This window comes from Alcanivorax jadensis T9 (assembly GCF_000756655.1).
Taxonomy (GTDB): domain Bacteria; phylum Pseudomonadota; class Gammaproteobacteria; order Pseudomonadales; family Alcanivoracaceae; genus Alcanivorax; species Alcanivorax jadensis.
Genome location: NZ_ARXU01000011.1, coordinates 60,750 through 84,372, shown reverse-complemented (window position 1 = coordinate 84,372; position 23,623 = coordinate 60,750). Strand labels below are relative to the sequence as shown.

At 58.8% G+C, this 23,623-nt stretch carries 21 protein-coding genes; 8 read left to right on the top strand and 13 right to left on the bottom strand.

The annotated features are described in order from the left end of the window. Positions 1-261 precede the first annotated feature (261 nt). Positions 262-1,515: a sialidase family protein gene (locus tag T9A_RS13080; protein WP_232222113.1), complete on the top strand. Its 1,254-nt coding sequence runs from the start codon at positions 262-264 to the stop codon at positions 1,513-1,515. Further along, positions 1,505-2,161, top strand: coding sequence for a hypothetical protein (locus T9A_RS13075; RefSeq protein WP_035249205.1), 657 nt, complete (start codon positions 1,505-1,507; stop codon positions 2,159-2,161). The genes T9A_RS13080 and T9A_RS13075 overlap by 11 nt, the downstream gene beginning before the upstream one ends. A gap of 118 nt (positions 2,162-2,279) precedes the next feature. On the opposite strand, the gene T9A_RS13070 is transcribed toward T9A_RS13075, so the two are convergent. Both T9A_RS13070 and T9A_RS17380 read right to left on the bottom strand, forming a co-directional pair. Beyond that, the gene (locus T9A_RS13070) at positions 2,280-3,824 is read right to left on the bottom strand and encodes a sodium:solute symporter family protein (protein WP_035249203.1); all 1,545 of its coding nucleotides are present in this window, start codon (positions 3,822-3,824) and stop codon (positions 2,280-2,282) included. Between the two features lie 76 nt (positions 3,825-3,900). Then, positions 3,901-4,497 (bottom strand): cold-shock protein, encoded by a 597-nt coding sequence (locus tag T9A_RS17380; protein ID WP_084573500.1) that lies wholly within the window; start codon positions 4,495-4,497, stop codon positions 3,901-3,903. 280 nt (positions 4,498-4,777) lie between these two features. Here T9A_RS17380 and T9A_RS13060 point away from each other — a divergent pair, with 280 nt between their 5' ends. Then, positions 4,778-5,824 carry a GNAT family N-acetyltransferase gene (locus T9A_RS13060; protein ID WP_035249199.1) on the top strand — a complete coding sequence of 349 codons (1,047 nt, stop codon included), beginning with the start codon at positions 4,778-4,780 and terminating at the stop codon, positions 5,822-5,824. A 411-nt stretch (positions 5,825-6,235) separates the two neighbouring features. Here the strand turns inward: T9A_RS13060 and T9A_RS13055 are convergent, their stop codons facing one another. From T9A_RS13055 to T9A_RS13020, 8 genes are all read right to left on the bottom strand, one after another. Then, positions 6,236-6,601, bottom strand: coding sequence for a hypothetical protein (locus T9A_RS13055; protein WP_035249197.1), 366 nt, complete (start codon positions 6,599-6,601; stop codon positions 6,236-6,238). Positions 6,602-6,795: 194 nt separating this feature from the next. After that, positions 6,796-8,703: a M48 family metallopeptidase gene (locus T9A_RS13050; RefSeq protein ID WP_035249194.1), complete on the bottom strand. Its 1,908-nt coding sequence runs from the start codon at positions 8,701-8,703 to the stop codon at positions 6,796-6,798. A 10-nt stretch (positions 8,704-8,713) separates the two neighbouring features. Further along, positions 8,714-9,301: a LemA family protein gene (locus T9A_RS13045; protein WP_035249191.1), complete on the bottom strand. Its 588-nt coding sequence runs from the start codon at positions 9,299-9,301 to the stop codon at positions 8,714-8,716. Between the two features lie 259 nt (positions 9,302-9,560). Further along, positions 9,561-10,016: an Mpo1 family 2-hydroxy fatty acid dioxygenase gene (locus tag T9A_RS13040; RefSeq protein WP_035249188.1), complete on the bottom strand. Its 456-nt coding sequence runs from the start codon at positions 10,014-10,016 to the stop codon at positions 9,561-9,563. 238 nt (positions 10,017-10,254) lie between these two features. Then, positions 10,255-11,166, bottom strand: a complete 912-nt coding sequence (gene cyoE / locus T9A_RS13035) for a heme o synthase (protein ID WP_035249185.1) — start codon at positions 11,164-11,166, stop codon at positions 10,255-10,257. Between the two features lie 2 nt (positions 11,167-11,168). Then, a complete protein-coding gene (locus tag T9A_RS13030) occupies positions 11,169-12,239 on the bottom strand; it encodes a COX15/CtaA family protein (protein WP_035249181.1) in 1,071 nt (356 codons plus the stop codon). 13 nt (positions 12,240-12,252) lie between these two features. Beyond that, a complete protein-coding gene (locus T9A_RS13025) occupies positions 12,253-12,867 on the bottom strand; it encodes a redox-active disulfide-containing membrane protein (RefSeq protein ID WP_035249178.1) in 615 nt (204 codons plus the stop codon). Then, positions 12,867-13,622 carry an SURF1 family protein gene (locus tag T9A_RS13020; RefSeq protein ID WP_035249175.1) on the bottom strand — a complete coding sequence of 252 codons (756 nt, stop codon included), beginning with the start codon at positions 13,620-13,622 and terminating at the stop codon, positions 12,867-12,869. Before T9A_RS13020 ends, T9A_RS13025 begins: the two co-directional genes overlap by 1 nt. 160 nt (positions 13,623-13,782) lie before the next feature. Here T9A_RS13020 and T9A_RS13015 point away from each other — a divergent pair, with 160 nt between their 5' ends. Continuing rightward, a complete protein-coding gene (locus T9A_RS13015; protein ID WP_052042991.1) occupies positions 13,783-14,040 on the top strand; it encodes a twin transmembrane helix small protein in 258 nt (85 codons plus the stop codon). A gap of 471 nt (positions 14,041-14,511) precedes the next feature. On the opposite strand, the gene T9A_RS13010 is transcribed toward T9A_RS13015, so the two are convergent. Continuing rightward, positions 14,512-14,841, bottom strand: a complete 330-nt coding sequence (locus T9A_RS13010) for a DUF1820 family protein (RefSeq protein WP_035249172.1) — start codon at positions 14,839-14,841, stop codon at positions 14,512-14,514. Positions 14,842-15,241: 400 nt separating this feature from the next. Between T9A_RS13010 and coxB the strand changes: the two genes are divergently transcribed. Genes coxB through T9A_RS12990 form a run of 4 tightly spaced genes read left to right on the top strand, consistent with a single transcriptional unit; the run spans position 15,242 to position 19,583 of the window. After that, positions 15,242-16,450 (top strand): cytochrome c oxidase subunit II, encoded by a 1,209-nt coding sequence (gene coxB / locus T9A_RS13005; protein WP_035249169.1) that lies wholly within the window; start codon positions 15,242-15,244, stop codon positions 16,448-16,450. Between the two features lie 14 nt (positions 16,451-16,464). Beyond that, a complete protein-coding gene (gene ctaD, locus T9A_RS13000; protein WP_035249166.1) occupies positions 16,465-18,072 on the top strand; it encodes a cytochrome c oxidase subunit I in 1,608 nt (535 codons plus the stop codon). Between the two features lie 27 nt (positions 18,073-18,099). After that, positions 18,100-18,675, top strand: a complete 576-nt coding sequence (locus T9A_RS12995; protein ID WP_035249163.1) for a cytochrome c oxidase assembly protein — start codon at positions 18,100-18,102, stop codon at positions 18,673-18,675. Positions 18,676-18,704: 29 nt separating this feature from the next. Then, positions 18,705-19,583, top strand: a complete 879-nt coding sequence (locus T9A_RS12990; protein ID WP_035249161.1) for a cytochrome c oxidase subunit 3 — start codon at positions 18,705-18,707, stop codon at positions 19,581-19,583. A gap of 130 nt (positions 19,584-19,713) precedes the next feature. Here T9A_RS12990 and T9A_RS12985 read toward each other — a convergent pair whose 3' ends face one another. Beyond that, positions 19,714-20,373, bottom strand: coding sequence for an alpha/beta hydrolase (locus tag T9A_RS12985; protein ID WP_035249158.1), 660 nt, complete (start codon positions 20,371-20,373; stop codon positions 19,714-19,716). A gap of 144 nt (positions 20,374-20,517) precedes the next feature. Then, complete coding sequence (gene rapA / locus T9A_RS12980) at positions 20,518-23,421, bottom strand: RNA polymerase-associated protein RapA (protein ID WP_035249157.1); 2,904 nt, start codon at positions 23,419-23,421, stop codon at positions 20,518-20,520. Between the last annotated feature and the right edge of the window lie 202 nt (positions 23,422-23,623).

Sequence of the window (23,623 nt, the reverse complement as noted above, 5' to 3'; positions counted from 1 at the left end):
CTGTTATTGGAATAAGGTGCGGCGGCATTATGCCATTATTGAGATGCCGCTGAACATATTTTGACCGTTGCAGTATATTTCTGCTGCATGCTTCGGATAATCGGTTGTCATTCGGCGTTTCGATGGCAGGCAATTTTATGCGGGTTTGCTAGACTTGCCTGCCGAAGGTCGGCGCACCTGATTCGCAGACACAATAAAAAGGTTTTTGGTCAGCTATCTATGCTTAAACGTGCATTTCATCTATTTGTTGGGGCTGCGTTGGTGGCGGGATATTTTGCCGCTTCACCGTCCCATCTCTGGCAGCCCGCCCCAACCATGGTGGTGGAACCACAGGGCAAGGTGCCGGACAACTCTCAATGGCGCAGCGCCTTTGTGTCCGATGGCGACACCCCGTTGGTCCATGCTGCTTCCATGGTGGAGTTGCCGGATGGCACCCTTCGCGCCTTCTGGTTCGCTGGCAGCCGTGAAGGTGCGGCGGATGTGGCCATCCATTCTTCGGTGTTCGATCCGCAGTCGGGTTCCTGGTCCAATGAAGAGCCAGTGATCACCCGGGAGCAGATTGGCCAGGGGTGGGGGCGGCATGTACGCAAGCTGGGCAATGTGGTGCCGGCTCTTGATGAAGATGGTCGCATGCGCCTGTTCGTGGTGGCGGTCAGTTTTGGCGGCTGGGCAGCAAGTCGACTTGTGGTGATGGAATCCTTTGATCAGGGAAAGAACTGGCGCTTCGATCAAGCACTGGTCACCACCCCCTTCCTCAATATCAGCACCCTGGTGAAAACGGCACCCATTCGTTACAGCGACGGCACCATCGGTCTGCCGGTCTATCACGAAATGATTGGCAAGTTCGGCGAAATTCTGCGGCTGGACAAAGACAGCCAGATTCTCGGCAAGGCCCGTATCGGCCATGGTCGCAAGGCCATCCAGCCGCTGGTGCTGGTGGATAGCCCAACCCATGCGGTTGCTTTCCTGCGTAATGAGCATGAACCCAACAACGGCTTTCTCTATCAGTCAGAAAGCCACGACGGTGGCTGGCAATGGGAAGCACTGGAATATTCTTCTCTGGAAAACCCCAGTGCTGCGTTGAGCGGTCTGGCCATGGATGAAGGGCACTGGCTGGTGGCGGCAAACTGCAATCGCCTTGAGCGGGATGATCTGTGCATACGGGAAACCCGTGATGGTGGCAGCAGCTGGCAGGAACGCTGGACTTTCCATGACCGGGAGCGCTGGCGTGGTGAGGAAATGACCGAGCAGCAATTCAGTGCGTTGATTGAGCCGGAGCTGAACAGTGATGTCCTGCCGGATGAAGAAGAGCAGCTGTTGGATCGAGCCCGCCACAACAAGTGTGACGGTCGGCTCGGCTGTGAATTCCAGTACGACTACCCCTACATGATTCGTTCCCGCAATGGTGATCTGCACATGGTGTACACCTGGAACAAAACCGCGATTCGCCACGTCTGGCTGAAAGCGGATTCTGCCAGCAAGAACATCGGCAAGGAGCAGAATAATGACGCTTGATATTCTGGTCTGTGCTCTGGTGCTGGTGGCAGTACAGTTGCGTATCAGCGCGTCGCTGTTATCCGTGCGCGGGCGGATCATTTTGTCCGTGGTGGTGTTCGTCTGGGCGGTGTTGCCGTTTCCGTGGGGGCTGGCACCGTGGGTGATCAGCTATCTGGCAGGCTTCAGTATCACGTCCGGTCTGTTGGCAATCCTGGCGATCCAGCATCGCATTGCCGGCCATTACTGGCTCCCCCTGAAACAGCTAAGGGGCGCCTGCCTGATGCTGGTATTGATGGCGTTGTGGTTCTACCCGATGAGCATGGGGTCCAGTTATGCCGATCCCTATGCCCTGGGCTTCGGCAATTTCGGTTTCAGTACCGCGCTGTTGCTGCTGGGATTGCTGGCCTGGGTGCTGCGCGCCTATGCCACCTGTCTGATCCTGGTGGCGGCGGAGTTGGCATTTGGTGCCGATCTGCTGGTCAGCGACAACCTGTGGGATTACCTGATCGATCCCTGGCTGGTGCTTTGGGCGGCCGGGTGGCTGATCCGTGATCGTCTGCTGCAGGCGCGGGCCATGCCCGCTCCACAACAGCCATCAGCGTCAGGCAATCAGTCGCGGGAATCTGCCGACAACGCTCTGGCGGCGCGATCATCCAAAAGCTGAAAGGCGGATTTACCACAGAGGGCACAGAGATCACCGAGGGAAAGACAAGTTTTTCTCTGTGTGCTCTGTGCCCTCTGTGGTGAAAAGGCTTTTGGTCCTGGGCTTTCTCGCCGTGATTTTAACGCGTTGGCAGTTCTTCTGTGTCGCCGGATTTTCCGCCTAGAGCACTCGCCGCCAGATAGCCCACCACAAACATCAACAGGTTGCCGATCAGGCCGGTGTAGTAGAGGTCAAAGGGGGCGCTTAGCGCTTCTGGCAACATCCCCTTGTTGGTGAGAATCGTCCAGCCGGTAAATACCAGGGTGCAGGCAATGCCGCACCAGGCTGCCCTTGCATCCCCTTTGTTACTGAAAAAGCCCAGCAGATACAGCCCCAGCATGCCGCCGCCCAGCAGCGATACCAGAATGGTGGAGGTGTCCTGCAGGGTTTTGGTATCCGCCTGATTCAGCCACAGGGCCCCGGCAATCATCAGGCCGGTGACGGCCACAGCGATGCCCCAGGCCACTTTCAGGTAATGGCGGTCATCCTGGCCGGGGTTGAAATGGCGTCGGTAAAGATCTACCACGCTCACCGTGGTTACCGAGTTGATGCTGGAATCCAGCGAGCTCATGGCTGCCGCCAACGCCGCCGCGATCACCAGGCCGGCAACGCCTGCGGGCAGGTAATTGGTGATGAAGTAGGGCATCAGGGTTTCGGCGCGAGCCTCGCCGCTGAGAATGGCGCCGGCCTGCACATCCGGGTAGACCTGAAAGAAGACCCACAGGGCGGTGCCGAGAAACATGTAGAAGGCCCAGATCGGCAGGGCGGTGAACAGGTACACCCACAGCCCCTTGCGGGCTTCGGCGGTGGATTGGGAGGCGCAGTAACGCTGCACCGTATTCTGGTTGCTGGAGTATTCGGTGAGCCAGTTGGTCAGGCCGATCAGCAACATCATGGTGGCAGTCTTCTCGCTCAGCGACAGCGACCAGGAGGTCTCGCCGGGGGCGCCGTCTTCCCAGGGAGCCAGGGCAAATTTGCCGGCCTTGCCGGCCTGATCAAAAATTTGCCCCAGTCCGCCGGGCAGAGCATCCAGGATCACCCACAGGCAAAGCAACCCGCCGAGCAGCAGCACCACGGTCTGCAGCACGTCGGTCCAGATCACCGCATCGATCCCGCCAATCACCGTGTACAACCCCACAAAGAGGCCGCCCAGCACAATGGCTGTGGCAGGGGACAGGTCGGTGACCTGCTGAATCAGCAGGGACAACAGCCACAGGATCATGGCCAGGCGCACCACCTGTGCCACCAGAAAGGCGACCGCGCCATAGACCCGGATCGAAGGCCCGTAGCGCTGTTCCAGAAATTCGTAGGCGCTGGTCATGTTGCCGCGCCGGAAATAGGGCAGGAAGACAAAGGCCGCCACCAGCATGGCCGGCAACAGGGCCAGGTTGGGCAGGTAGCGTAACCAGTCAGTCTTGAAGGCGTCGGCAGGGTAGGCCAGAAAAGTAATGGAGCTGATGGAAGTGCCCACCAGTGACAGCCCGATGACCCAGCCGCGAAAGCGACGGCCGCCAACGAAATATTCCTCGGTACTGGTATTGCGTCGGGAAAAGTAGATGCCGATGCCCAATACCACACACAGGTAGCCCGCCAGGACCACCCAGTCAGCCGTTGCCAATGTCATTATTATTTTCCACTACAGGCAGCATGCTGCACGCAACACACCGCGGCGTGCAGCATGTTGCGTGTGGCGTGATGCGTTACTGTTCGATGTAGACGTTATCGGCCTGTTCGCCGCGGTCGGACATGCGAGTATCAAAGCTGACCCGGGTACCAGTGCGCAGGCTGCGACGACCACCGTTCTGGACTGCCTTGAAGTGTACGAACAGTTCCTCACCACTGTCGGTGAGGATGAAGCCGAAACCCTTGTTGGGGTTGAACCACTTTACTTCGCCGCGCTGCTGACCGTTGCCGCCCAGGGGCAGTTTGGCCGGTATCAGTTTGCCCAGTGGCAACAGTGGCAGCAGGTAGACCAGCACCGGCAGCCACAGCCACCACTGATCCGCGAACACCACGCTGCCATGGCTGGCCACCAGGCCGGCCAGGTAGAAAAACACCGCCACATGCAGAGGCAGGCGCTGACCACCGCCAAGCAGGCAGACCAGGTTGACCACGGCCGCCAGCAACAGGCCCAGGCCGGTTTGTTGACTGTGAATGTTGGAAATTTTCACCACGGCGAGATTCTCGTGGAGGGTGACCAGTGCCATTTCCGGAGCGAACAGCAGCCAGGCGCCGGGAATGGCCAGTAACAGGGCTGCAACGACATAAAAAACGGTCAGGGGTTTGGAGACATTCATGAAATTGACGTTACCTTGTTGAGCAATGAGTGATAAAAGTAGCCGCTTCTGGCCATTACGCCGCTGCTTCGCGGAGAATATGCGGTCACAATGGATGGCGTTGGCCTGAAACAGTCTCTGTAAACCCGCCGGAAAACGAGGCGGTATTGCACGGCGGCACTGTTTGCGACGAGATCCCAGCCGTCGGCACAGGTTATTGAACCGTACAATCCGCGCATTGTACCCAAGCCAGCGTCGAAACTCATGCCTAGCAGCCTGCAAGAGCCCAACTGGAGTGACAGTGTCTGTTTATCCGTTCCTGAGCGACGCCTTTTTCGATGCCCTGCAGGGCTGTGGCGCCGTTACCCCGAAAACCGGCTGGCAGCCTTGCCACCTGGAAGTCGATGGCGGCTGGATGCCTCTTTATGCGCGCAGCCATTCCCGGGGCGAGTATGTGTTCGATTACAGCTGGGCGGACGCCTATCAGCGCCATGGCCTGGATTACTACCCGAAACTGGTTACCTCGATCCCCTTTACGCCGGTCACCGGTGCTCGCTGGCAGGGTGACATTTCTGCGGATTCGCTCTGGGGTGGGGTGCAGGAGACCCTGCGCGAGCAGCAGGCCAGTGGCTGGCATCTGCTGTTTCCGGATACGGCCTGCCGGGAACAGTTACAGGAACTGCCGCTGGTATCGCGGCAGGCCTGCCATTTTCGCTGGGTTAACCGGGATTATCGGGATTTCGATGATTTTCTGGGCCAGTTTCAGTCCCGCAAGCGCAAGAACCTGCGCAAGGAGCGGCGGCGCGTTCAGGAACAGGGGGTGACCATTACCCGCCATCAGGGAGGGCAGATCAGTGCCAACGACTGGGCGTTCTTCTACCAATGCTACGCCAGCACCTACCTGAAACGGGGTCAGCTGCCCTATTTAAACGAAGCCTTCTTTTCTACCGTCGGTGAGCGGTTGGCCGATCAGCTGATGCTGGTACTGGCCCGGGACAGAGACCGGCCGGTGGCCGCCGCCTTGTATTTTTTTGATGCGGACTGTCTTTACGGGCGCTACTGGGGTTGCCTGGAGGAGCGGGACGGACTGCATTTCGAGCTGTGCTATTACCAGGGCATTGAGTTTGCCATCGAGCGACAGCTGGCGGCGTTTGATCCGGGGGTGCAAGGGGAGCACAAGATCCTGCGCGGCTTCGAGCCGGTCATTACCTGGTCCATGCACCACCTGCGGGAGCCGGCTTTTCATAACGCCATCGCAGATTTCTGCCGGGAAGAAGCGGTGCACGTGCAACGTTACCGGGAAGAGGCCATGACGCTGTTGCCGTTTAGAAAAGGGGGCGGAGACTAGCTACGAGCTACGAGCTACGAGCTACGAGCTACGAGCTACGAGCTACGAGCTACGAGCTACGAGCTACGAGCTACGAGCTACGAGCTACGAGCTACGAGCTACGAGCTACGAGCTACGAGCTACGAGCTACGAGCTACGAGCTACGAGCTACGAGCTACGAGCTTGCGGGTATGAGCCGCGAACCGCGCCTGCGCGGGAATCGCCCGCAGGGCGATCAGGCATTTCAGAGCTCGACAGGTTTCCGAAAGCAGCGGACAGACTTTGAACTTTACCCCCTCGCTGCACTCGGTTCGCACCTCAAGCGGTGCTCCTACATTAAATCTTCAAATCCTCACCAAGGCTCGAATTGCGCCGCCAGCGACGCTCCTACGGCAGCAAGCCGGATTCCGCTCTAGGAGCCCATCATTGGCGTCAGGCCGCCACTTGCTGCTCGCGCTGGTAGTACAGGGCCATGGTGACCAGGTCGCAGAGATCGGCGTTGGGGTGGTCCGGGGATTTGGGGCCCAGGCTGGCGGTGACATCTTCCAGGTCACAGCCCTCCGGGTCATTCAGGTCTGCCAGAAACTCCCAGGCATGGCCGTGATGATCCACCAGGGTGCCGGTATAAATTCCGTCGTCAAAACGGCAGACGCTGGAAAAGACCGTGCTGTTGATATTGAACCCCCGGGTTTTCACCCAGGCGGTCAGCGCAGGGTCCAGGCTGCCGTCCCTGAGTTGTGTGGTAGTGCTGGCGACGGCATCCCAGGCATTGCGGGTGCTGGCTTTGTTCGGTTCCATGGCGTTTTCCTCGGCCTTGCTCTTGGATCGTCCCTGAATATTCACGGCTTATCACACCGCCTGCGACCGGTGGCAGGATTATGGCGATGACTGCATTTTGCCTGCAATCTCAGGCAAACACAGAGGTGATTTGCTGCAAAGAGTGTAGGAAATATCGCACAAATGAACATTATTCATTTTTTTGAAGTCCGTATTTATCGATTTTGATTGCCCGCAAAAAGCGGCGGTAGCGGACACTCCATCAAGGCTGCCATGGCTCGCAGCATCTCGGCTTCGCTCACCTGCACCTTGCCATCCGTTAGCACCAGGTCCGCCAACCCGTCGATCACCGGGCCTTTGAGCAGGGGAGACAGGTCGGCAAGTCGATCCAGCGCTTGTCCCAGTCGCTGACTGCTGCACTGGGACAGTGGTAGCAAGGTGCGGGCCTCGGGCAGCAGCCCATGGCTGGCTTGCCGGAACAAGGCCCGGGCCTGCTCGTCGCGGGCGCCGCTGGCCCAGGTCATTACCGAGAACGCCAGTTGCAGCTCGCCTGTCACCGCGCGGTAGCGGTGGAAACGGGTATGGCGATTGCGCCTGGCGTGGTCGTCGAGCTGTTGCCGGGCCAGGGCCACCAGTGCCCACTCGAACAGGGTGGTGCGCTGGTCTGCCCGGGTCAGGGTAGCCAGTCGCTCCAGAATCTCCCTGCGCTGGGCCGAGGGTTGTCCTTTAAGAGTAGGTAATGCCAGGTCGATGATGGGCAGACGCAGGCGGCTACCCAGTTCGGACAGCTGCTGGCTCAACGGCTGTAAAGCGGACAGGTGTTCGCTCATGCCGGCGCTTTTGAGCAGGCTTTGCGGATCGCTGTCCGAGCTGCTGATGATCAGGGCATACAAGGCCAGTTCTGCTTGAACGGGGTTGTGGAGTTTCTTGTGCAGATCTGCGGGAATGGCTTCCAGCAGCGAACGGGCATAGCCCACATCGGCCTCACTGACTGTGCCTACCCGGCTTGAAGTTGCCGGACCGGATCCTTCTGAGACGCTGCTGCTGGCATCACTGCCGCCACTGAACGCAGCAACACCTTCCGGTACCGACGCCGAGGGAGAGACATCTGGCTGACCGGCACTGCGCGCCCGAGTGCGTGCCCGGGCCACCCAGTCACTGCCCAGGGCCCCGAGACGTTCGTCCAGCGGTGGGTGAGTCGCCAGCAGGTTGCGAAAGCGAAAACCCAGGGTTTCCCCGAAGCACATATGGCTCATGTCCTCGGCGTGCACGGAATCCAGGTGGGAGCCATTGCCGTTACGAATCTTGATCAGCGCACCGGCCAGGCCAGCCGGATTGCGGGTGAACTGGACCGCCGAGGCGTCGGCCAGCAACTCACGCTGTCGGGAAATGGCGGCCTTGATCAGCCGCCCGAAGAACAACCCCAGATACCCCACCACGACCAGTGCCAGGGCGACCAGCACCAGGCTGTTACCCTTGCGATTGGAGGAGCTGCGCCGGGAAGAGCCGCGCAGCATGAATTCGCCGATCTTGCCCAGGGCCAGAATCCCCGCCAGCACGGCAATCAGGCGCAAGTTCAGGCGCATATCGGCATTGAATATATGGCTGAATTCGTGGGCGATGACGCCCTGCAGTTCGTCCCGGTCGAGTTTCTTCAAGGTGCCGTGGGTGACCACCAGCACGGTTTCGGAAGGGCGAAAGCCGGCTACAAAGGCGTTAATCGCCTTTTCCTTGTCCAGTACATAGAGTTGTGGGGCGGGGATGCCGGAGGCAATGCTCATTTCCTCCACCACATTGATCAGTTTCTTTTCGTCGCTGTGGCGGGTGTCCGGGTCAATCGGGCGAGCGCCGAGCATGGCGGCCAGTCCCTTGCCGCCGCGGCGTAATTTCCAGATCTTGAACAGGCAGCCGCACACCATCACCAGCAGGGTGAACAGGCTGATGCCCAGCGTCATGGGATGTGTGAGCCACTGGCTGGGAGGAAGCTGCACGTCCATCCAGGCAAATGCCAGCAGCAGTGCCAGATTCACACAGACCAGAATGGCAACAACGGCCAGGAAAAAATACAGGACCAGCAGACCGGTCTTGCGGCGGGCTCGCTCCTGATGTTGAAAGAAATCCATGGTCGCCGACTCAGAAGCTGACTTTCACTGCCTTGCGGGCTTCCTCGGTTTCTATCTTCAGAAGCTGGGCTTCCTTGAAGCTGCCAAACAGGCCGCCGATGAAATTCTGCGGGAACTGTTCGCGGTAGGTGTTGTAGTTCATTACCGCATCATTGAACGCCTGACGGGCAAAGCCGATGCGATTTTCTGTGCTGCTCAGCTCTTCCATCAACTGGGCCATGGTGTCGTTGGCTTTCAGGTCCGGGTAGTTTTCGCTGAGCGCGAAGAAGTTGGCCAGGGAGCCGGACAGCAGGGATTCGGCCTTGCCCAGGTTGCTCACCGCGCCACCATCGTCGGGATGTTCGGCAGCCGCTTTCTTGGCGCTCACCGCCTGATTACGGGCCTCGATCACCTGGGTCAGGGTGTCCTTTTCGTGGCTCATGTAAGCCTTGGCGGTTTCTACCAGATTGGGGATCAGGTCGTGACGGCGCTGCAGCTGCACATCAATCTGCGCAAAGCCGTTCTTGAAACGGTTCTTCAGGGCAATCAGGCGGTTGTAGATGGCAATGATGTAGATGATAACGGCGACGATAACGCCGATAAAAATAAGAGTCCCCATGACGATAGCCTTCCCCGTGCAGTTTTATTGTGGCTATAAACTACTGCAAAAGTGTTAATGGGGAAAGGCGGTGCTACGAGGCGCCTGTAGGAGCACCTCTTGAGGTGCGAATCTGAGCCCTGGCGAAGGAGTAGCGGTGATCCGTGCTTCAATGCTTTATCAATAAAATGCTTTTGGCGCTAACCTCTAACGCATCCCTCGCTATCGCTCGGTTCGCGCCTCAAGCGGCGCTCCTACAGCGGCGTTGTTGCGGGGCGATTCAGTATTTGATGCCCCACTTGCGATACAGAAACCCCATGATCCAGGCCGGGCCGATCATCAGGTACTGGATGTCCTCGAAGAAGGAGGGTTTCTTGCCTTCGACCTTGTGTCCCCAGAACTGGCCGATCCAGGCCACCACAAACAGAACCAGTGATACCCAGAAGACGCTGGCGCCACTAGCGGCGATCAGTGACAGGACGAACAGGCAGGCCAGACTGAAAACCAGCATGCCCAGGGCAATAGGACGGGAAAGGCGAGCATAGTAGAGGGTGACGCCAACCAGGGTGAGGAACGCCCAGAAGCCGGCAAAGAAGGGGGCGGGGATGGCCCACAGGAAACCCACGATGCTGAAGAAGATGACCGGTACACAGGCAAAGTGGACTTTCTTGTTGGTGGGGTTCTGGTGGCTTTCGCCGTAGGCGTCCAGCCACTCATCCATGCTGCGCGTTGTCATGATGTCCTCCCGGTTTGTGGTTATACAGCCAGTATAACGCCAACTGGTGGGCGGGATGCGAGGGGCAATTGATAGTGGATAGTTGATAATTGATAACGGCGCGGATGGGCTGCTCAGTAGCCTGAAAGCAATGAGGCCGCGCCCAGACATTGAGCGCGGCCTCCTGCGTTGGAGAATCTGAAAAAGACTGGCCCGCGCCAGTTATCAATTCTCCATTCTCAATTATCAATTGGTCTTTTTACGCCCCCAGCCACGCGGCCACGGTTTGTGGTGTCACCGAAAGATAATGATCGACCAGCAGCGCGGTAAACAGCGCAAACAGGTAGGTAATGGAATAGCCGAAGGTTTTCATCGGCAGCTTGGGGTCTGTGGAAAACCGCAGGCGCACGGCATGGTAAAGAAACACCAGCCCCAGAATCAGGGCGCTGAGCAGGTAGATCAGGTCGCTCATGCCGGTCAGATAGGGTAGTAGAGTGCAGATAAACAGCAGGATGGTGTAGTAGAGCACCGACTCCCGGGTGAACGGGATGCCGTGGGTCACCGGCAGCATGGGGATATCCGCCTTGGCATACTCATCGCGGCGGTGAATGGCCAGGGCCCAGAAGTGCGGCGGCGTCCAGACGAAGATGATCAGCACCAGCAGCCAGGCGTAGGGATGCACCTCGCCGGTGACAGCGACCCAGCCCAGCAACGGCGGGATGGCGCCGGCGATACCGCCAATCACGATGTTCTGCGGCGTGGCGCGTTTCAGATAGAGCGTATAAATGAAGGCATAGCCGACAAAGCCGAACAGGGTCAGCCAGGCGGTGATCGGGTTGACCAGAAAATACAGCATGACCATGGATGCCGCCGCCAGCAGTACGGCGAAGGCAATGGCCGCTTTCGGGCTCAGCTTGCCGGCCACCAGTGGGCGCTTCTCGGTGCGCTTCATTATCGCATCGATTTTCTGGTCCATGATCTGGTTGATGGCCGCAGACGACATCATCGCCAGGGTCAGCCCCAGAAAGGCCGGGATGAAGATGTGCATCGGCACCATGCCTGCCGGCTCGGTGGCCAGAAACATGCCTGCCACGGCGGTCACCATCAGCAGCATGACAACCCCGGGTTTGGTCAGGGCCAGATAGTCGCGCCAGGTGGTGGATTGGCTCATGGTCACGCTCCTTGCGCTTTGGACGATGTGGACGGAGACGGTTGGCTCTGGCCGCATTTCACGTTAATCGCGCGGATGAAGAGTACCAGACTGGCGAGCAGCAGTACGGCCACAAAGTTGTGGGCTACAGCCACATCCAGAGGCACGGCAAACATCACATTACTCAGCCCCAGAGCGATCTGCACCACCAGCAAGGCGAAGATTCCCAGTGCGAAATTGCGGAAGAATACACTGCGTGCGCGGATCAGAATCTTGGCTACCAGTGCCAGCACCAGCAAGGTCACCAGCAAAGCGCCAAAGCGATGCATCACGTGGATGGTGGTGCGGGCATCGTTATCCAGCACACCGAACTCGTAGTCCGGCTTGTCATGTTCGTGGCCCCAGAAAATAAAGGCCTCGTCGAAATCCAGGCGATCCTGCCAGCCTTCTTCGCACACCGGCAGGTCGGTACAGGCCACCGCCGCGTAGTTACTGGCGGTCCAGCCGCCCAGGGCGATCTGCAGGATCACCGCGACCAGGGTGATGGAGGCAATCGGCTTGAGCATGCGCACGTCGCAATCATTGAGAAAGCGGGGCCAGCGGTAGAGGCGTGCAGTCAGTAATACCAGCAGGGTAAACGTGGTGAAGCCGCCCAGCAGATGCAGCATGACGATGGTGGGCTGCAGACCCATGGTCACCGTCCATTTGCCGAGAATGCCCTGGAAGATCACCAGCACCACCAGAAACAGGGGTAGTTTGAGGGGCTGTTTTTCCTGCTTGCGGTTGATGAAGGAGAGAGCCGCGATGATCAGGATTACCAGGCCCAGGGTTGAGGCGAAATAGCGGTGCACCATTTCCGGCACGGTTTTGTGAGCTTCGCGCAGGCTGCCGGGCATGCTTTCGTTGGTGGTATTCACATGGTTGATGGCCTTGCGGACATCCAGGTGGCCATAGCAGCCGGGCCAGTCCGGACAGCCCAGGCCGGCATCGGAAAGGCGGGTCCAGGCGCCGAGGATAATCACTACGGCAACCATGAAAACGGCCAGCAATGACAGCCGGCGTAGCCAGATTTGTGAAGGAGTAAGCGCTTGCATAGATAGCGTTCCGTTAACCGATCAGAGACCCTTTCAGGGTGCGTTTGAGATCGACGCGGATGTTTTCCGCCTCTTCCAGGGTGGCATCCATGTTCTCGTGCGTGGGGTAACGCATGAAGATCTGGCCGTCCGGGCTGACCAGGAAAATATCGCCAATCGGTTCACCGGCGGTGGTTTCATACACCGGCGCCAGGGCGTCGTTCACGGTTTGTGGTTCGGCATGAATCGATACCATGCCTTTCACATTGTTGTTCAAGAAATCGTTGAGGTCGTCGCCCGCCGTAGCGGTATGCAGGATTACTCGCCGCACCCGGTCCACATCCGCGCCCAGCGTCTGGCGCACCTGGCGCATCTGGTAATACAGGCCGTTCTTGCAGCGGGTATCGCATTCGCTGCCAGCCACATACAGGATGGTCCAGAGGCCAGCCATGTCGTCGCCGGTGTAGGCGTCACCATCGTCATTGACCGCTTTCAGATTGGCCATGGCAATATGGGGAATCAGTAGCTGCCCCTTGTTTTCCCGCGGCAGTTCCCAGGGATCGATCAGAAAGCGGCCCGCCAGAAAGAACAGGACAAAAGGAGCAACGATCGCCGACAGGGTGGCAATGTTCTTGGTGCGTGGAGACATTAGGAGTGTTCCTCTCGCGTCTTTCGCCGGTTGCGCACGGCGGCGGCAACATATATCAGCAGGGCTGCCATTGCCAGCGCAAACCACTGCAGCGCATAAGCCTTGTGCTTGTCCGGGCCCATGGGGGCGATGTCCTGCCAGGGGCGTGGCAAGGGAGGGTGACCGCCCAGAGCCAGATCCGGGCGCACCCGGATTTCGAAGGGCGCCAATTCTACCCCAAGTTTTTCGCCAATGGCGTCAAAATCCACTTTCTGTACCCGTAAAGGCCACTGATTGTCTGGCAATGGAGCGTTCTGCAGTACAAATGTCTCCCGGGAGGGGCGATATACCGTTCCTGCCACGGTTATCCGGCCATTGATGGCGGGGATCTCGGGTAATTGTTCCCGCCGGGCTCCGCGAGGCAGCCAGCCCCGGTTGATCAGTACCCATTGGTTGTCCCGGGTCTGCAAGGGAGTTAACAGGTGGTAGCCAGCGATTCCATTGCGGATGCGGTTGTCCAGCAGCACGTTACGGGCGTTGTCCAGCTTGCCGGAGACAGCGGCTTGCCGGTGCAGGGGCGCCGGGTCGGCCAGCAAGGCAGGCAGATCTGCCGCAGGCTGACGGGCTTTTTCTTCCTGTGAGGCCTGCCACAGTCGCTTCTCCTCTGCCCGCTCCAGTTGCCACCAGCTCAGCCGCAGGCAAAGGGCGACAACCGCGAGGGTGGCCAGAAAGGCGATCCAGGACAGAACCGGGCTGCGGCTCTTGGTGTTTGACATGATCTTTGCTCTCGCGGCTGCAGCATCCGTTCTGAACGGGGTGCAGCGCAATAGTGCGTGCACTGGCAGGTGCGGCCATTACAATGGCAGCACATTGTACATAGTAAAACCCGATTTGCCGCCAAGTGAGGGTGAAGGGCCATCGAGACGGAGTGATTTTATGTGGTGGGTGAAACTGATTGTCATCGTGCTGTTGATTGCGGCAGTGGTTTCGCTGGGGCGGGCCCTGTTCTCTCTGGTCAAGGACGACGGCAAGTCCGGCAAGACCATGCGTGCCCTGGCCTGGCGGGTAGGCTTTTCGGCGGTGATCTTCCTGTTCATTCTGCTGAGCATGGTGATGGGCTGGATTCAGCCCCATGATGTGAATCCCACCAAGCGTTACGGCCAGCCCATTGAGCAGACTGACCAGGCGCAATAACCCTTCTATTAATAGAAGCCGGTTGTAAAAGTCAGGTAAAAGCGCGTTATCACCTCGAACTTATCCTTCTGGCGGACCTCTGACTTGCTGAGCCCGCCGGTGCGGGCAAATGTGGTGAAGGGTCAGTTACGGATGACCAGGGAGCAGGATGCGCTTCACCCACCTCTTTCATTTTCTGGAGGCTGCGTTATGGAATGGATGACCCGAGTGATGGTGGTTCTGTTCGTGCGGCTGCTGGCCCGCGCGGAGCAGGTGGCGCTGAATACCGGCGAGCCGTTGCGGGATTCGTTCAAATCCCGGGTTTGAGGCCGATATTGGTTTTTTTATCCGCTGACGGAACCTTTATCGTTCTCGCCGGACAAATCATGTAAGCAAGACACGTTTTCTCCTCTTGTAACATCAGGCAACCCTCGGGGCGTTCAGCGAGACTGGCGCCCTTCTTTTTTGCCTGTTGCCCACAGTGGAGGCGCCTTACTTCTTCGGCGCCGGCCCGGGGGGCATGGGGAAGGCCGTGATGTTGCCGCCACTGGATTCCATGATCTTGCCGACACCTTCCTTTTCCACCTCGTCGATACGGATCACCGCGTGCAGGGGAATAAAGGAACGCATCACGTCGTTGAATTCCCGTTTCAGCTTTTCCTCTCCCGGGTCCACCACCAGGCTGGCCCTTTCCCCGAACAGAAACTCCTCTACCTCGACGAACCCGTACAGGTCGCTTTGGTATATCTGCGAGGCATAGATCTCGTACACATGACCCTGATTCTGGAATATCACCCGGTAGATTTGACGTCGTTTTGACATGGATGTGGTACAAGCTGTGTGTGGTAAAGGGGAGCGGAGTCTAGCACGATGAGGAGGGCTCGTATCTGCCTGAAAGGCTTGATAAACCCTACCTTTCGGCTGGACTTTGGCCAAGCGAATGACTAGAGTTGGCGCCCATATATGCAGTGGGGCAATTTGCCGCACCTGTGGCGATCTGGTGAAATCGAGCGTGCTGATTTCTAGCTATTTGATTTTATTGGATTTTGCCGTCCGCACGATCCCTGTTAGTGGCCGCCCCCTTGGTCGCTGAGGTCTGCGGGACTAGGCGTTGGCTGCGGCTCCACGGCATCATCCTGAAACTTCGCTTTCCAGGTGCCGGTGACGGCAAAGAACAAGCGTGCCCTTCGAGGCCATGCTGGGGAAAACAGGGAGCAAACGCATGCAGTCAACTCTGTTCCACCGCGCGGCGGTTGGTCTGACGTCACTGATGATCAGTGGTATGACCTTCGCCAGCGACTGGACCGAACGTTCCGAACTCGACCTGCGACCAGGGGTGACCCAGGTCAGTCAGGATATTCAAGATCTTCACACCACCGTTCTCTGGATTGTGACCGTCATTGGTCTGCTGGTGTTTGGCCTGATCGTGTACTCCATGATCAGCCACCGCCGCGCCAAGAACCCCAATCCGTCCTCCTTCCATGAAAACGTCTTCCTGGAAGTGCTCTGGACCGTGATTCCCTTCGTGATTCTGATTGCCATGGCGGTGCCTGCTACCCGCGTTCTGGTGCAGATTGACGACAGCGCCGAGTCCGAGCTGACGGTGAAGGTCACCGGCTACCGCTGGAAGTGGAGCTACGAGTATCTGACCTACGAAAACGATAACGATATTGGTGTGTCGTTCTTCTCCAACCTGGCCACGCCGCCGGAGCAGTACCACAACCCGGTTCTGGCCGGTGGTCTGTTCCCCTATGGCACTGCGAAAGAGCTGGTTGGTAAAGAAGCTCCCGAGAAAGACCACAACTACCAGCTGGAAGTGGATAACAAACTGATCATTCCTTCGGGTCAGAAAGTTCGTTTCCTGGTCACCTCTGATGACGTGATCCACTCTTTCTGGATCCCCGATTTCGGCGGCAAGAAAGACGCTATCCCCGGTTTCGTCAATGAAATGTGGGCGCTGGTGCCGGAAGGTAAAGAAGGCACTTACTACGGTCAGTGTGCGGAATTGTGTGGCAAGAACCACGCCTTCATGCCCATCGCTGTAGAAGTGGTCACTCAAGACGAGTTCAAGACCTGGGTTGCTGAAGAGAAAGAGAAAGCCGCTTCCGGTCCGGATCTGACCCCGTTCACCGGTCTCGATCAGGCCATGGAAGAAGGCAAGCAGACTTACGCCAGTGCCTGTGCCCTGTGTCACGGTGCCAATGGTGAAGGCGGTATCGGTCTGCCGTTTGCGGGCACTGACTTCTCTACCAAGCCGGAATACCTGAACGAACACATCGATGTGCTGGTCAATGGCCGTGCTGCCATGCCTGCATTCAAGGCTCAGTTGACCCCGCGCCAGATTGCGGCAGTGGTCACCTACGAGCGTAACGCTTTCGGCAACGATACCGGCGATCTGATCCAGCCCGCCGACGTTAACGACCACGAATAAGGGAGGGGATAGCAATGTCTACTGCAGCTGCAACCCATGATGATCACCACGATCATCACCACGCCCCGACCGGCCTGAAACGTTGGCTGTTCAGCACTAACCACAAAGATATCGGTACTCTGTACCTGTGGTTCAGCTTTGCCATGTTCCTCGCTGGCGGCTTCATGGCCATGGTAATCCGTGCCGAGCTGCTCGAGCCCGGCATGCAGTTTGTCGATCCGGAATTCTTCAACCAGATGACCACCGTGCATGGTCTGATCATGGTGTTTGGTGCGGTAATGCCCGCCACGGTTGGCCTGGCCAACTGGATGATTCCATTGATGATCGGCGCGCCGGATATGGCGCTGCCGCGGATGAACAACTGGTCCTTCTGGATTCTGCCGTTCGCCTTCACGATTCTTATTGGCTCTGTGCTGATGAGTGCCTTTGGTGACGGTAACCCCAGTGCGCCGAACTTCGGCTGGACCTTCTACGCACCGCTGTCCACCAAATATGGCCCGGATTCCACGGACCTGTTCATCTTGTCCGTTCACATGATGGGTATTTCTTCCATCATGGGCGCCATCAACGTGGTCGTTACCGTCTTCAACATGCGTGCCCCGGGCATGACTCTGATGAAGATGCCGCTGTTCGTCTGGACCTGGCTGATCACCGCCTTCCTGCTGATCGCGGTAATCCCGGTACTGGCCGGTGCAGTGACCATGATGCTGACTGACCGTCACTTCGGCACCAGCTTCTTCGATGCCGCCGGCGGCGGTGACCCGGTACTGTTCCAGCACGTGTTCTGGTTCTTCGGGCACCCCGAGGTGTACATCATGATCCTGCCGAGCTTCGGTATCGTGTCAGCGATCATTCCGGCCTTTGCCCGCAAGCCGCTGTTTGGTTACGCCTCCATGGTGTACGCCACCGCGTCCATTGCGCTGCTGTCCTTCGTGGTATGGGCTCACCACATGTTCACCGTAGGCATGCCGCTGGCCGGTACCCTGTTCTTCATGTACATGACCATGCTGATCTCCGTACCCACGGGTGTGAAGGTGTTCAACTGGGTGGCTACCATGTGGCGCGGCTCCATGAGCTTTGAGCTGCCAATGAAGTGGGCGATTGCCTTTGTGGTGCTGTTTACCTGTGGTGGTCTGTCCGGCCTGATGCTGGCGATTACCCCGGTGGACTTCCAGTACCACGACACCTACTTCGTAGTGGCTCACTTCCACTATGTACTGGTGACCGGCGCCATCTTCTCCATCTTCGCCGCTGCCTACTACTGGCTGCCGAAGTGGTCCGGCGTGATGCCCAACAAGACCCTGGGTGAACTGCACTTCTGGAACTCCCTGATTTCCGCCAACCTGCTGTTCTTCCCCATGCACTTCGTGGGTCTGGCCGGCATGCCGCGTCGTTACGCTGATTACGCGCTGCAGTTTGCGGACTACAACTTCTGGATTTCCATTGGTGGCTTCTGGTTCGGTCTGTCCCAGTTGCTGTTCCTGGCGGTCGCCGTGCTGTGCGCCATGAAGAAAGGCGAAAAAGCAGCGGCCAAGCCGTGGGATGGGGCCGAAGGTCTGGAATGGGAAGTGCCGTCTCCGGCGCCGTTCCACACCTACGACACCCCGCCGGTGGTCAAGTAAGTCTGGTAACGGACAGGAGCGGGCACCATGAGTGAAAAACAGCTCAGCGTGGAAGAACGCAACAAGCGTACGCTGAAGAAGCTGTTGATCTGGGCGGTAGCCATGTTCGGCTTCGCCTTCCTCATGGTGCCGTTCTATAACGTTATCTGTGACATCACCGGCCTGAACGGCAAGACATCCAGTACGGCCGCCACCGAGGTTCCCGAACAGGTGGTGGCGGATCGTACCGTGACGGTGGAATTCATTACCCAGAAAGGCGACGGCATCAGCGGTGAATTCACCTCTGAGACCAAGCGGGTCAAGGTGCATCCGGGGGAAATTACCCTGGTACATTTTTATGCCAGCAACCCGACCTCAAAGGACATGATTACCCAGAGCATTCCTTCGGTAACTCCGGGAGAAGCTGCGCGCTACCTGCACAAGACCCAGTGTTTCTGCTTCGACCAGCAGACCCTGGCCGCAGGTGAGCGTAAGGACATGCCGATGATTTTCTATCTGGACCCGGAAATTCCACGTCATATAAACCAATTCACTCTGTCCTATACGATCTTCGATGTGACAGAGCGGGTCGCCGGTAAAAATAACAGCGTGGCTGTGAACTGATAACAGCCGGTTGTAGAGGAGATTTTCGAATGGCTACTGACAAGTATTACGTTCCCGAGAGCAGCCCCTGGCCGCTGACCGCGTCCATCGGCCTGTTCCTGACCGCCATTGGCGGTGCCAAGTTCATTCAGCAGAGCACCATGGACACCATGGAGCCGAACTTCTTCGGCAAGCCGCTGTTCTTCATCGGTCTGGCCTGGTTGCTGCTGGTCATTGCCGCCTGGTGGCGCGATACCATCAAGGAATCCGTGGGCGGTCTGCACAGCAATCAGCTGGGCGGCTCCTACCGTCAGGGCATGTTGTGGTTCATCTTTTCCGAGGTGATGTTCTTTGCCGCCTTCTTCGGCGCCATGTTCTACACCCGTTGGCTGATCATTCCGTGGTTGTCTGGTGAAGGCTCCAATGCCATGACCCACGAAGTGCTGTGGCCGGGTTTCCAGGCCATGTGGCCCCTGACCGTGACTCCGGACGGTACCACCACCACCCCCATGGGTGCCTGGGGTCTGCCGGCCATCAACACCGCCATCCTGCTGGTCAGCTCCATTACCCTGACCATTGCTCACCATGCCCTGCTGGAAAACCAGCGCGGCAAGCTGATCATCTTCCAGGCCATTACCGTGGTGCTGGGCGTTATCTTCCTGGGCCTGCAGGGTCTGGAATATGTGCACGCCTATGACATGGGTCTGACCCTGGATGCGGGTATCTACGGGAGTCTGTTCTTCCTGCTCACCGGTTTCCACGGTGCCCACGTGACCATCGGTACCATCTTCCTGTTTATCACCCTGATCCGTGTTATCAAGGGGCACTTCAGCCCGGATAACTGCTTTGCCTGGGAAGCAGGTGCCTGGTACTGGCACTTCGTGGACGTGGTATGGCTGTTCCTGTTCGTGACCGTTTACTGGTTGTAAGCAGGTCGCAGCACGCTACACGCTGCAGGTAACACGAAAAAAGCCGCGCTCCGAAAGGGGCGCGGCTTTTTTTGTTTCGACCTCGCATGGTGTGAGCAAGGCTTCAATAGAGTAACCGACAAGAGGAGGATCAGTCCGAGAGCACCTTGCTCAGCCATTGCCCGATATCACGAATCTGCTCCAGACAGACCATATGCTCCATGGGGTAGGTGAGGTATTCCGGTTGATAGCCCAGGCTGGTCAGGGTATCTACTGCCCGGCGGCCGAGCACTTCCGGCACCATGGGGTCCTGACTGCCGTGGCAGACCAACACCGGCAGGGACGCATTGGCGGTAGAGGGGGTGACCAGCATGGCCATATAAGTGGACAGGGTCAGCAGGCCGGCCAGCTGTTGCGGGTAGCGCAATGCAGCCTGATAGGCCACGGCACCGCCCTGGGAGAAGCCGGCGATAACAATCCGCTCGGCGGGAATGCCACGCTGGATTTCGCGCTCAATCAAGGCATCCACTGCATCCGCGGACGCCAGTACCCCGGCCTCGTCCACCTTGCGGTCGATATCCATGGCAAGAATGTCGTACCAGGCGGGCATCACCATGCCACCGTTGACGGTCACGGGAATCTGCGGCGCATGGGGAAACACAAAGCGCACATCCAGCCCGGCGGGCAACTGTAACTCCGGCACGATGGGCTCGAAATCATTACCACTGGCCCCCAGGCCATGCAGCCAGATCACGGTAGCCGTGGCGTCGCCTGCCGGCTCGATTTCCACACACTTCAACAGTTCGCTCATGCTTTGTCCTTGTCTGTCATGGGGCCGCTCTTCTTCGTTGGAGCCTTGCTTGCAAGGCAAAGGGGTGAGTCAAGCTCGCCTCCCATGAAGCCTTCGCCTTGCGAGCAAGGCTCCAACGCCAGGTTCGAGGGCGGTGGATCGCTTTTACGCTCCGCCGGCTACAATCACACGTACCGCTTCCAGCTGACAGCGGGCTTCGCCAAGCACTTTCTCCAGGGCTTCCGTCTGGGCTTCCAGGGCCTGGATTTCCTCGTCGCGCACCGCCGGGTTCTTGGCCTGCAGTGCCTTCAGCCGAGCCAGTTCATGGCCCTGTTCCTGGCGCATTTTTTCCAGGGCGCCGTCGATGGTACCGCGGGCTTCTTCCACAGCACGGGCTTCATCGGCCTTGAGCAGTTTATCCAGCAGCGGTTTCTGGCTGCCGACGATCTTGCGGCTCAGCGGCTTGTCCATCTTGTGGCACTGCTGGCTGAGCCCGTCGTGGCTGATTGCCTGGCTGATGTTCTTGCCGTTGGCATCGAGCAGATGGCGAATCACCGTGGTGGGCAGGAAGCGGTCTGCCTGCAGGTATTTGGGCGCGACCGCGTCAATGGTGTAGATGGCCTCGATCAGCAGGGTGCCGGGGTTGATCTTGGGGTTCTTCAGCAGGCTCACGGCGGCCTTGCCACGGTGTTCGGTGAGCAGCATTTCCAGGCTGCCGGTGACCATGGGGTGTTCCCAGGTGAGGAACTGCATGTCATCCCGGGCCAGGGCGGTGGCCCGGCTGTCGGTCATGGTGATCCCTTCTTCCGGCAGCCCGGGGAAGGCATCACGCATGTGCTGGCCGGGCTTGAGGATCACGGCGGTGTCGGAATGGTCTTCCTGATCCACGCCGTAGCGATCAAACACCCGTTGCATGAAGGGCAGGGGGCTGTCCTCGTCGCAGTCCGCCAGGGCCTGTTTCAGCTGCTCGGCCCGCTCGCTGTCAAAGGAGCTCAGCTCCAGCAGACGGTCGCGTCCGGTTTCCATCAGGGTATGCAGCTCATCGGCAACGGCGCGGGTCTCCGACACCAGGGCATCAATGGCGGTGTATTCCGGGTCGCCACACAGTAGCGGCTCCAGGGCATCGCGACTGCGCAGGTAGATGTCGTGGCCTGCCGGGTTGGTGTGCTCGAAGGCGTCCATGCCTTCGTGGTACCAGCGGAACAGCACTTCCTGGGCATGGCCCTCGAAGTAGGGCACATGGATCTGGATGTCTTCGGTCTGGCCGATACGGTCCAGGCGACCGATGCGCTGTTCCAGCAGGTCCGGATTCAGTGGCAGGTCCAACAGCACCAGATGATGGGCAAACTGGAAGTTGCGGCCTTCGGAGCCGATCTCGGAACAGATCAACGCCTGGGCACCATCCACATCATCGGCGAAGAAGGCGGCAGCCCGGTCACGCTCGATCAGGTCCATGTCTTCATGGAACATGGCCACGTTCATGCCCAGCTTGTAGTTGCAGTGAGCGTGCAGATCGGTGGCGGTATGGCGGTTGGCGCAGATCACCAGCACCTTCTCTTTGCGGTGCTGCTTAAAGAACTGCTCTAACCAGTTCACCCGTGGATCCAGGGTGCACCAGCGATCGTCATGGAACAGGGTTTCCGGGTGCAGGTGACCTTCCCGTTCCTCGTCGCTCTCGTAGTGGTACTCCTCCGGCAGGGGCAGCGGAATACCATGCACGTGGCGCGCCGGGAAGCCGGCAATATTGTGGCGGGTGTTGCGGAACATCACCCGGCCCGGGCCGGAGCGATCCAGCAACTCGGCCAGGATCGCTTCGCGCTGGTCTTCACTGATGGTCATGTCCGGCAGCAGGCGGGCCGCTTCGGCTTTCAGGTCCGCGGACCAGCTGGCCTCGTCATGGAGCTTGCCGGCCAGGCTGGCGATGTCCTGGTAGTGGGACTGTTCCTCGCGGAAAGCCTCCAGGCTCGGGTAGCGATCCGGGTCCAGCAGGCGCAGGCGCGCGTAGTGGCTTTCCAGGCCGAGTTGTTCCGGGGTGGCGGTGAGCAGCAGCAGGCCACGGGCCTGGCGGGCAATGGTCTCTACCCGTTGGTAGTCATCGCTGGGGGCGTCTGGCGCCCATTCCAGGTGGTGGGCTTCATCCACCACCAGCAGATCCCAGTCCGCTGCCGCCAGCTGGTCGATATCGCACTCGGCAAGGAAGTCGGTGCTGCACAGGATCAGCTGTTCACTGAGGAAGGGGTTGTCCCAGGTCTGCTCTGGGGCCTCTCCGTTATCCTCGTCTTCGCTTTCCGTTGCCGCTTTTTCCTCTTCGATAATCTGCGCCAGCATGTCCTTGATGCTGGTTTTCGGCTGCAGGGCGTTGAGCCGTTCCGCATCGAAAATGGAAAAGTGCAGATTGAAACGGCGCACCATTTCCACAAACCACTGGTGCACCAGCGGCGAAGGCACCACCACCAGCACCCGCTTGGCGCGGCCGCTGAGCAATTGTTGATGGAGAATCAGGCCGGCTTCGATGGTCTTGCCCAGGCCCACTTCGTCGGCGAGCAGTACACGGGGAGCAAAGCGATTGGCTACCTGGTCGGCAATGTAGAGCTGGTGGCCGATCAGGTCGATGCGCGGGCCACGCAGCCCCTTGATGGTGGACTGCTGTTGTTGGCAGTGAGCATTCAGTGCATCCACACGCAGTTCGAACCAGCGATTGGAGGACAACTGGTTGGACAGCAGCCGATCCAGCGCTGTGGTCAGGCGCAGTTTGTGGCCCAGATGGGTTTCCGGCACCGGCTGTATATCTTCCGGCTGGCCCAGCGGGTGAGCCATGTAGACCTTGAGGCCGTTGAGTTCGTTGACCTCGGTCACCACCAGCTCCAGCTCGTCGGCGGTGCGGATGGTGTCGCCGGTACTGAAGATGACCCGCGACAGGGGCGCATTGTTGATGGCGTAGGTGCGCTCCTCTTCTACCGCCGGGTAGCCCACGGTGACCAGTCGGTAATCCAATTCCTTGATGATGCCGAGGCCCAGTTCGGTTTCGGATTCGCTCAGCCAGCGCTGGCCGGGGGTAAAATCAGTCATTATCACTGCCGGTTGATTCTCGGGGGGCGAATTATACGGGTTTGCGGCTGTTCCTTCGATGGGGAAACGTTAACGGTGTCCGGGTAGATGCTGGAGAGGGGGTTGCGAGGGGATGGCGGGGAGTTGCGAGTGACGAGTCGCGAGGAGCGAAAATCTTTCTAAGAGCTTTTCGTGTCTCGCTCCTCGTCACTCGCTTCTGAAA

Coding starts and splice junctions, on each gene's coding strand:
- rapA (WP_035249157.1), bottom strand. CDS start 23,421: ATGACTGATTTTACCCCCGGCCAGCGCTGGCTGAGCGAATCCGAAACC.
- T9A_RS13025 (WP_035249178.1), bottom strand. CDS start 12,867: ATGTCTCCACGCACCAAGAACATTGCCACCCTGTCGGCGATCGTTGCT.
- T9A_RS13070 (WP_035249203.1), bottom strand. CDS start 3,824: ATGACATTGGCAACGGCTGACTGGGTGGTCCTGGCGGGCTACCTGTGT.
- T9A_RS13055 (WP_035249197.1), bottom strand. CDS start 6,601: ATGGAACCGAACAAAGCCAGCACCCGCAATGCCTGGGATGCCGTCGCC.
- T9A_RS13030 (WP_035249181.1), bottom strand. CDS start 12,239: ATGCAAGCGCTTACTCCTTCACAAATCTGGCTACGCCGGCTGTCATTG.
- T9A_RS13045 (WP_035249191.1), bottom strand. CDS start 9,301: ATGGGGACTCTTATTTTTATCGGCGTTATCGTCGCCGTTATCATCTAC.
- T9A_RS13050 (WP_035249194.1), bottom strand. CDS start 8,703: ATGGATTTCTTTCAACATCAGGAGCGAGCCCGCCGCAAGACCGGTCTG.
- cyoE (WP_035249185.1), bottom strand. CDS start 11,166: ATGAGCCAATCCACCACCTGGCGCGACTATCTGGCCCTGACCAAACCC.
- T9A_RS13040 (WP_035249188.1), bottom strand. CDS start 10,016: ATGACAACGCGCAGCATGGATGAGTGGCTGGACGCCTACGGCGAAAGC.
- T9A_RS12990 (WP_035249161.1), top strand. CDS start 18,705: ATGGCTACTGACAAGTATTACGTTCCCGAGAGCAGCCCCTGGCCGCTG.
- T9A_RS13075 (WP_035249205.1), top strand. CDS start 1,505: ATGACGCTTGATATTCTGGTCTGTGCTCTGGTGCTGGTGGCAGTACAG.
- T9A_RS13010 (WP_035249172.1), bottom strand. CDS start 14,841: ATGTCAAAACGACGTCAAATCTACCGGGTGATATTCCAGAATCAGGGT.
- T9A_RS13020 (WP_035249175.1), bottom strand. CDS start 13,622: ATGTCAAACACCAAGAGCCGCAGCCCGGTTCTGTCCTGGATCGCCTTT.
- T9A_RS12985 (WP_035249158.1), bottom strand. CDS start 20,373: ATGAGCGAACTGTTGAAGTGTGTGGAAATCGAGCCGGCAGGCGACGCC.
- T9A_RS13015 (WP_052042991.1), top strand. CDS start 13,783: ATGTGGTGGGTGAAACTGATTGTCATCGTGCTGTTGATTGCGGCAGTG.
- T9A_RS17380 (WP_084573500.1), bottom strand. CDS start 4,497: ATGAATGTCTCCAAACCCCTGACCGTTTTTTATGTCGTTGCAGCCCTG.
- coxB (WP_035249169.1), top strand. CDS start 15,242: ATGCAGTCAACTCTGTTCCACCGCGCGGCGGTTGGTCTGACGTCACTG.
- T9A_RS12995 (WP_035249163.1), top strand. CDS start 18,100: ATGAGTGAAAAACAGCTCAGCGTGGAAGAACGCAACAAGCGTACGCTG.
- ctaD (WP_035249166.1), top strand. CDS start 16,465: ATGTCTACTGCAGCTGCAACCCATGATGATCACCACGATCATCACCAC.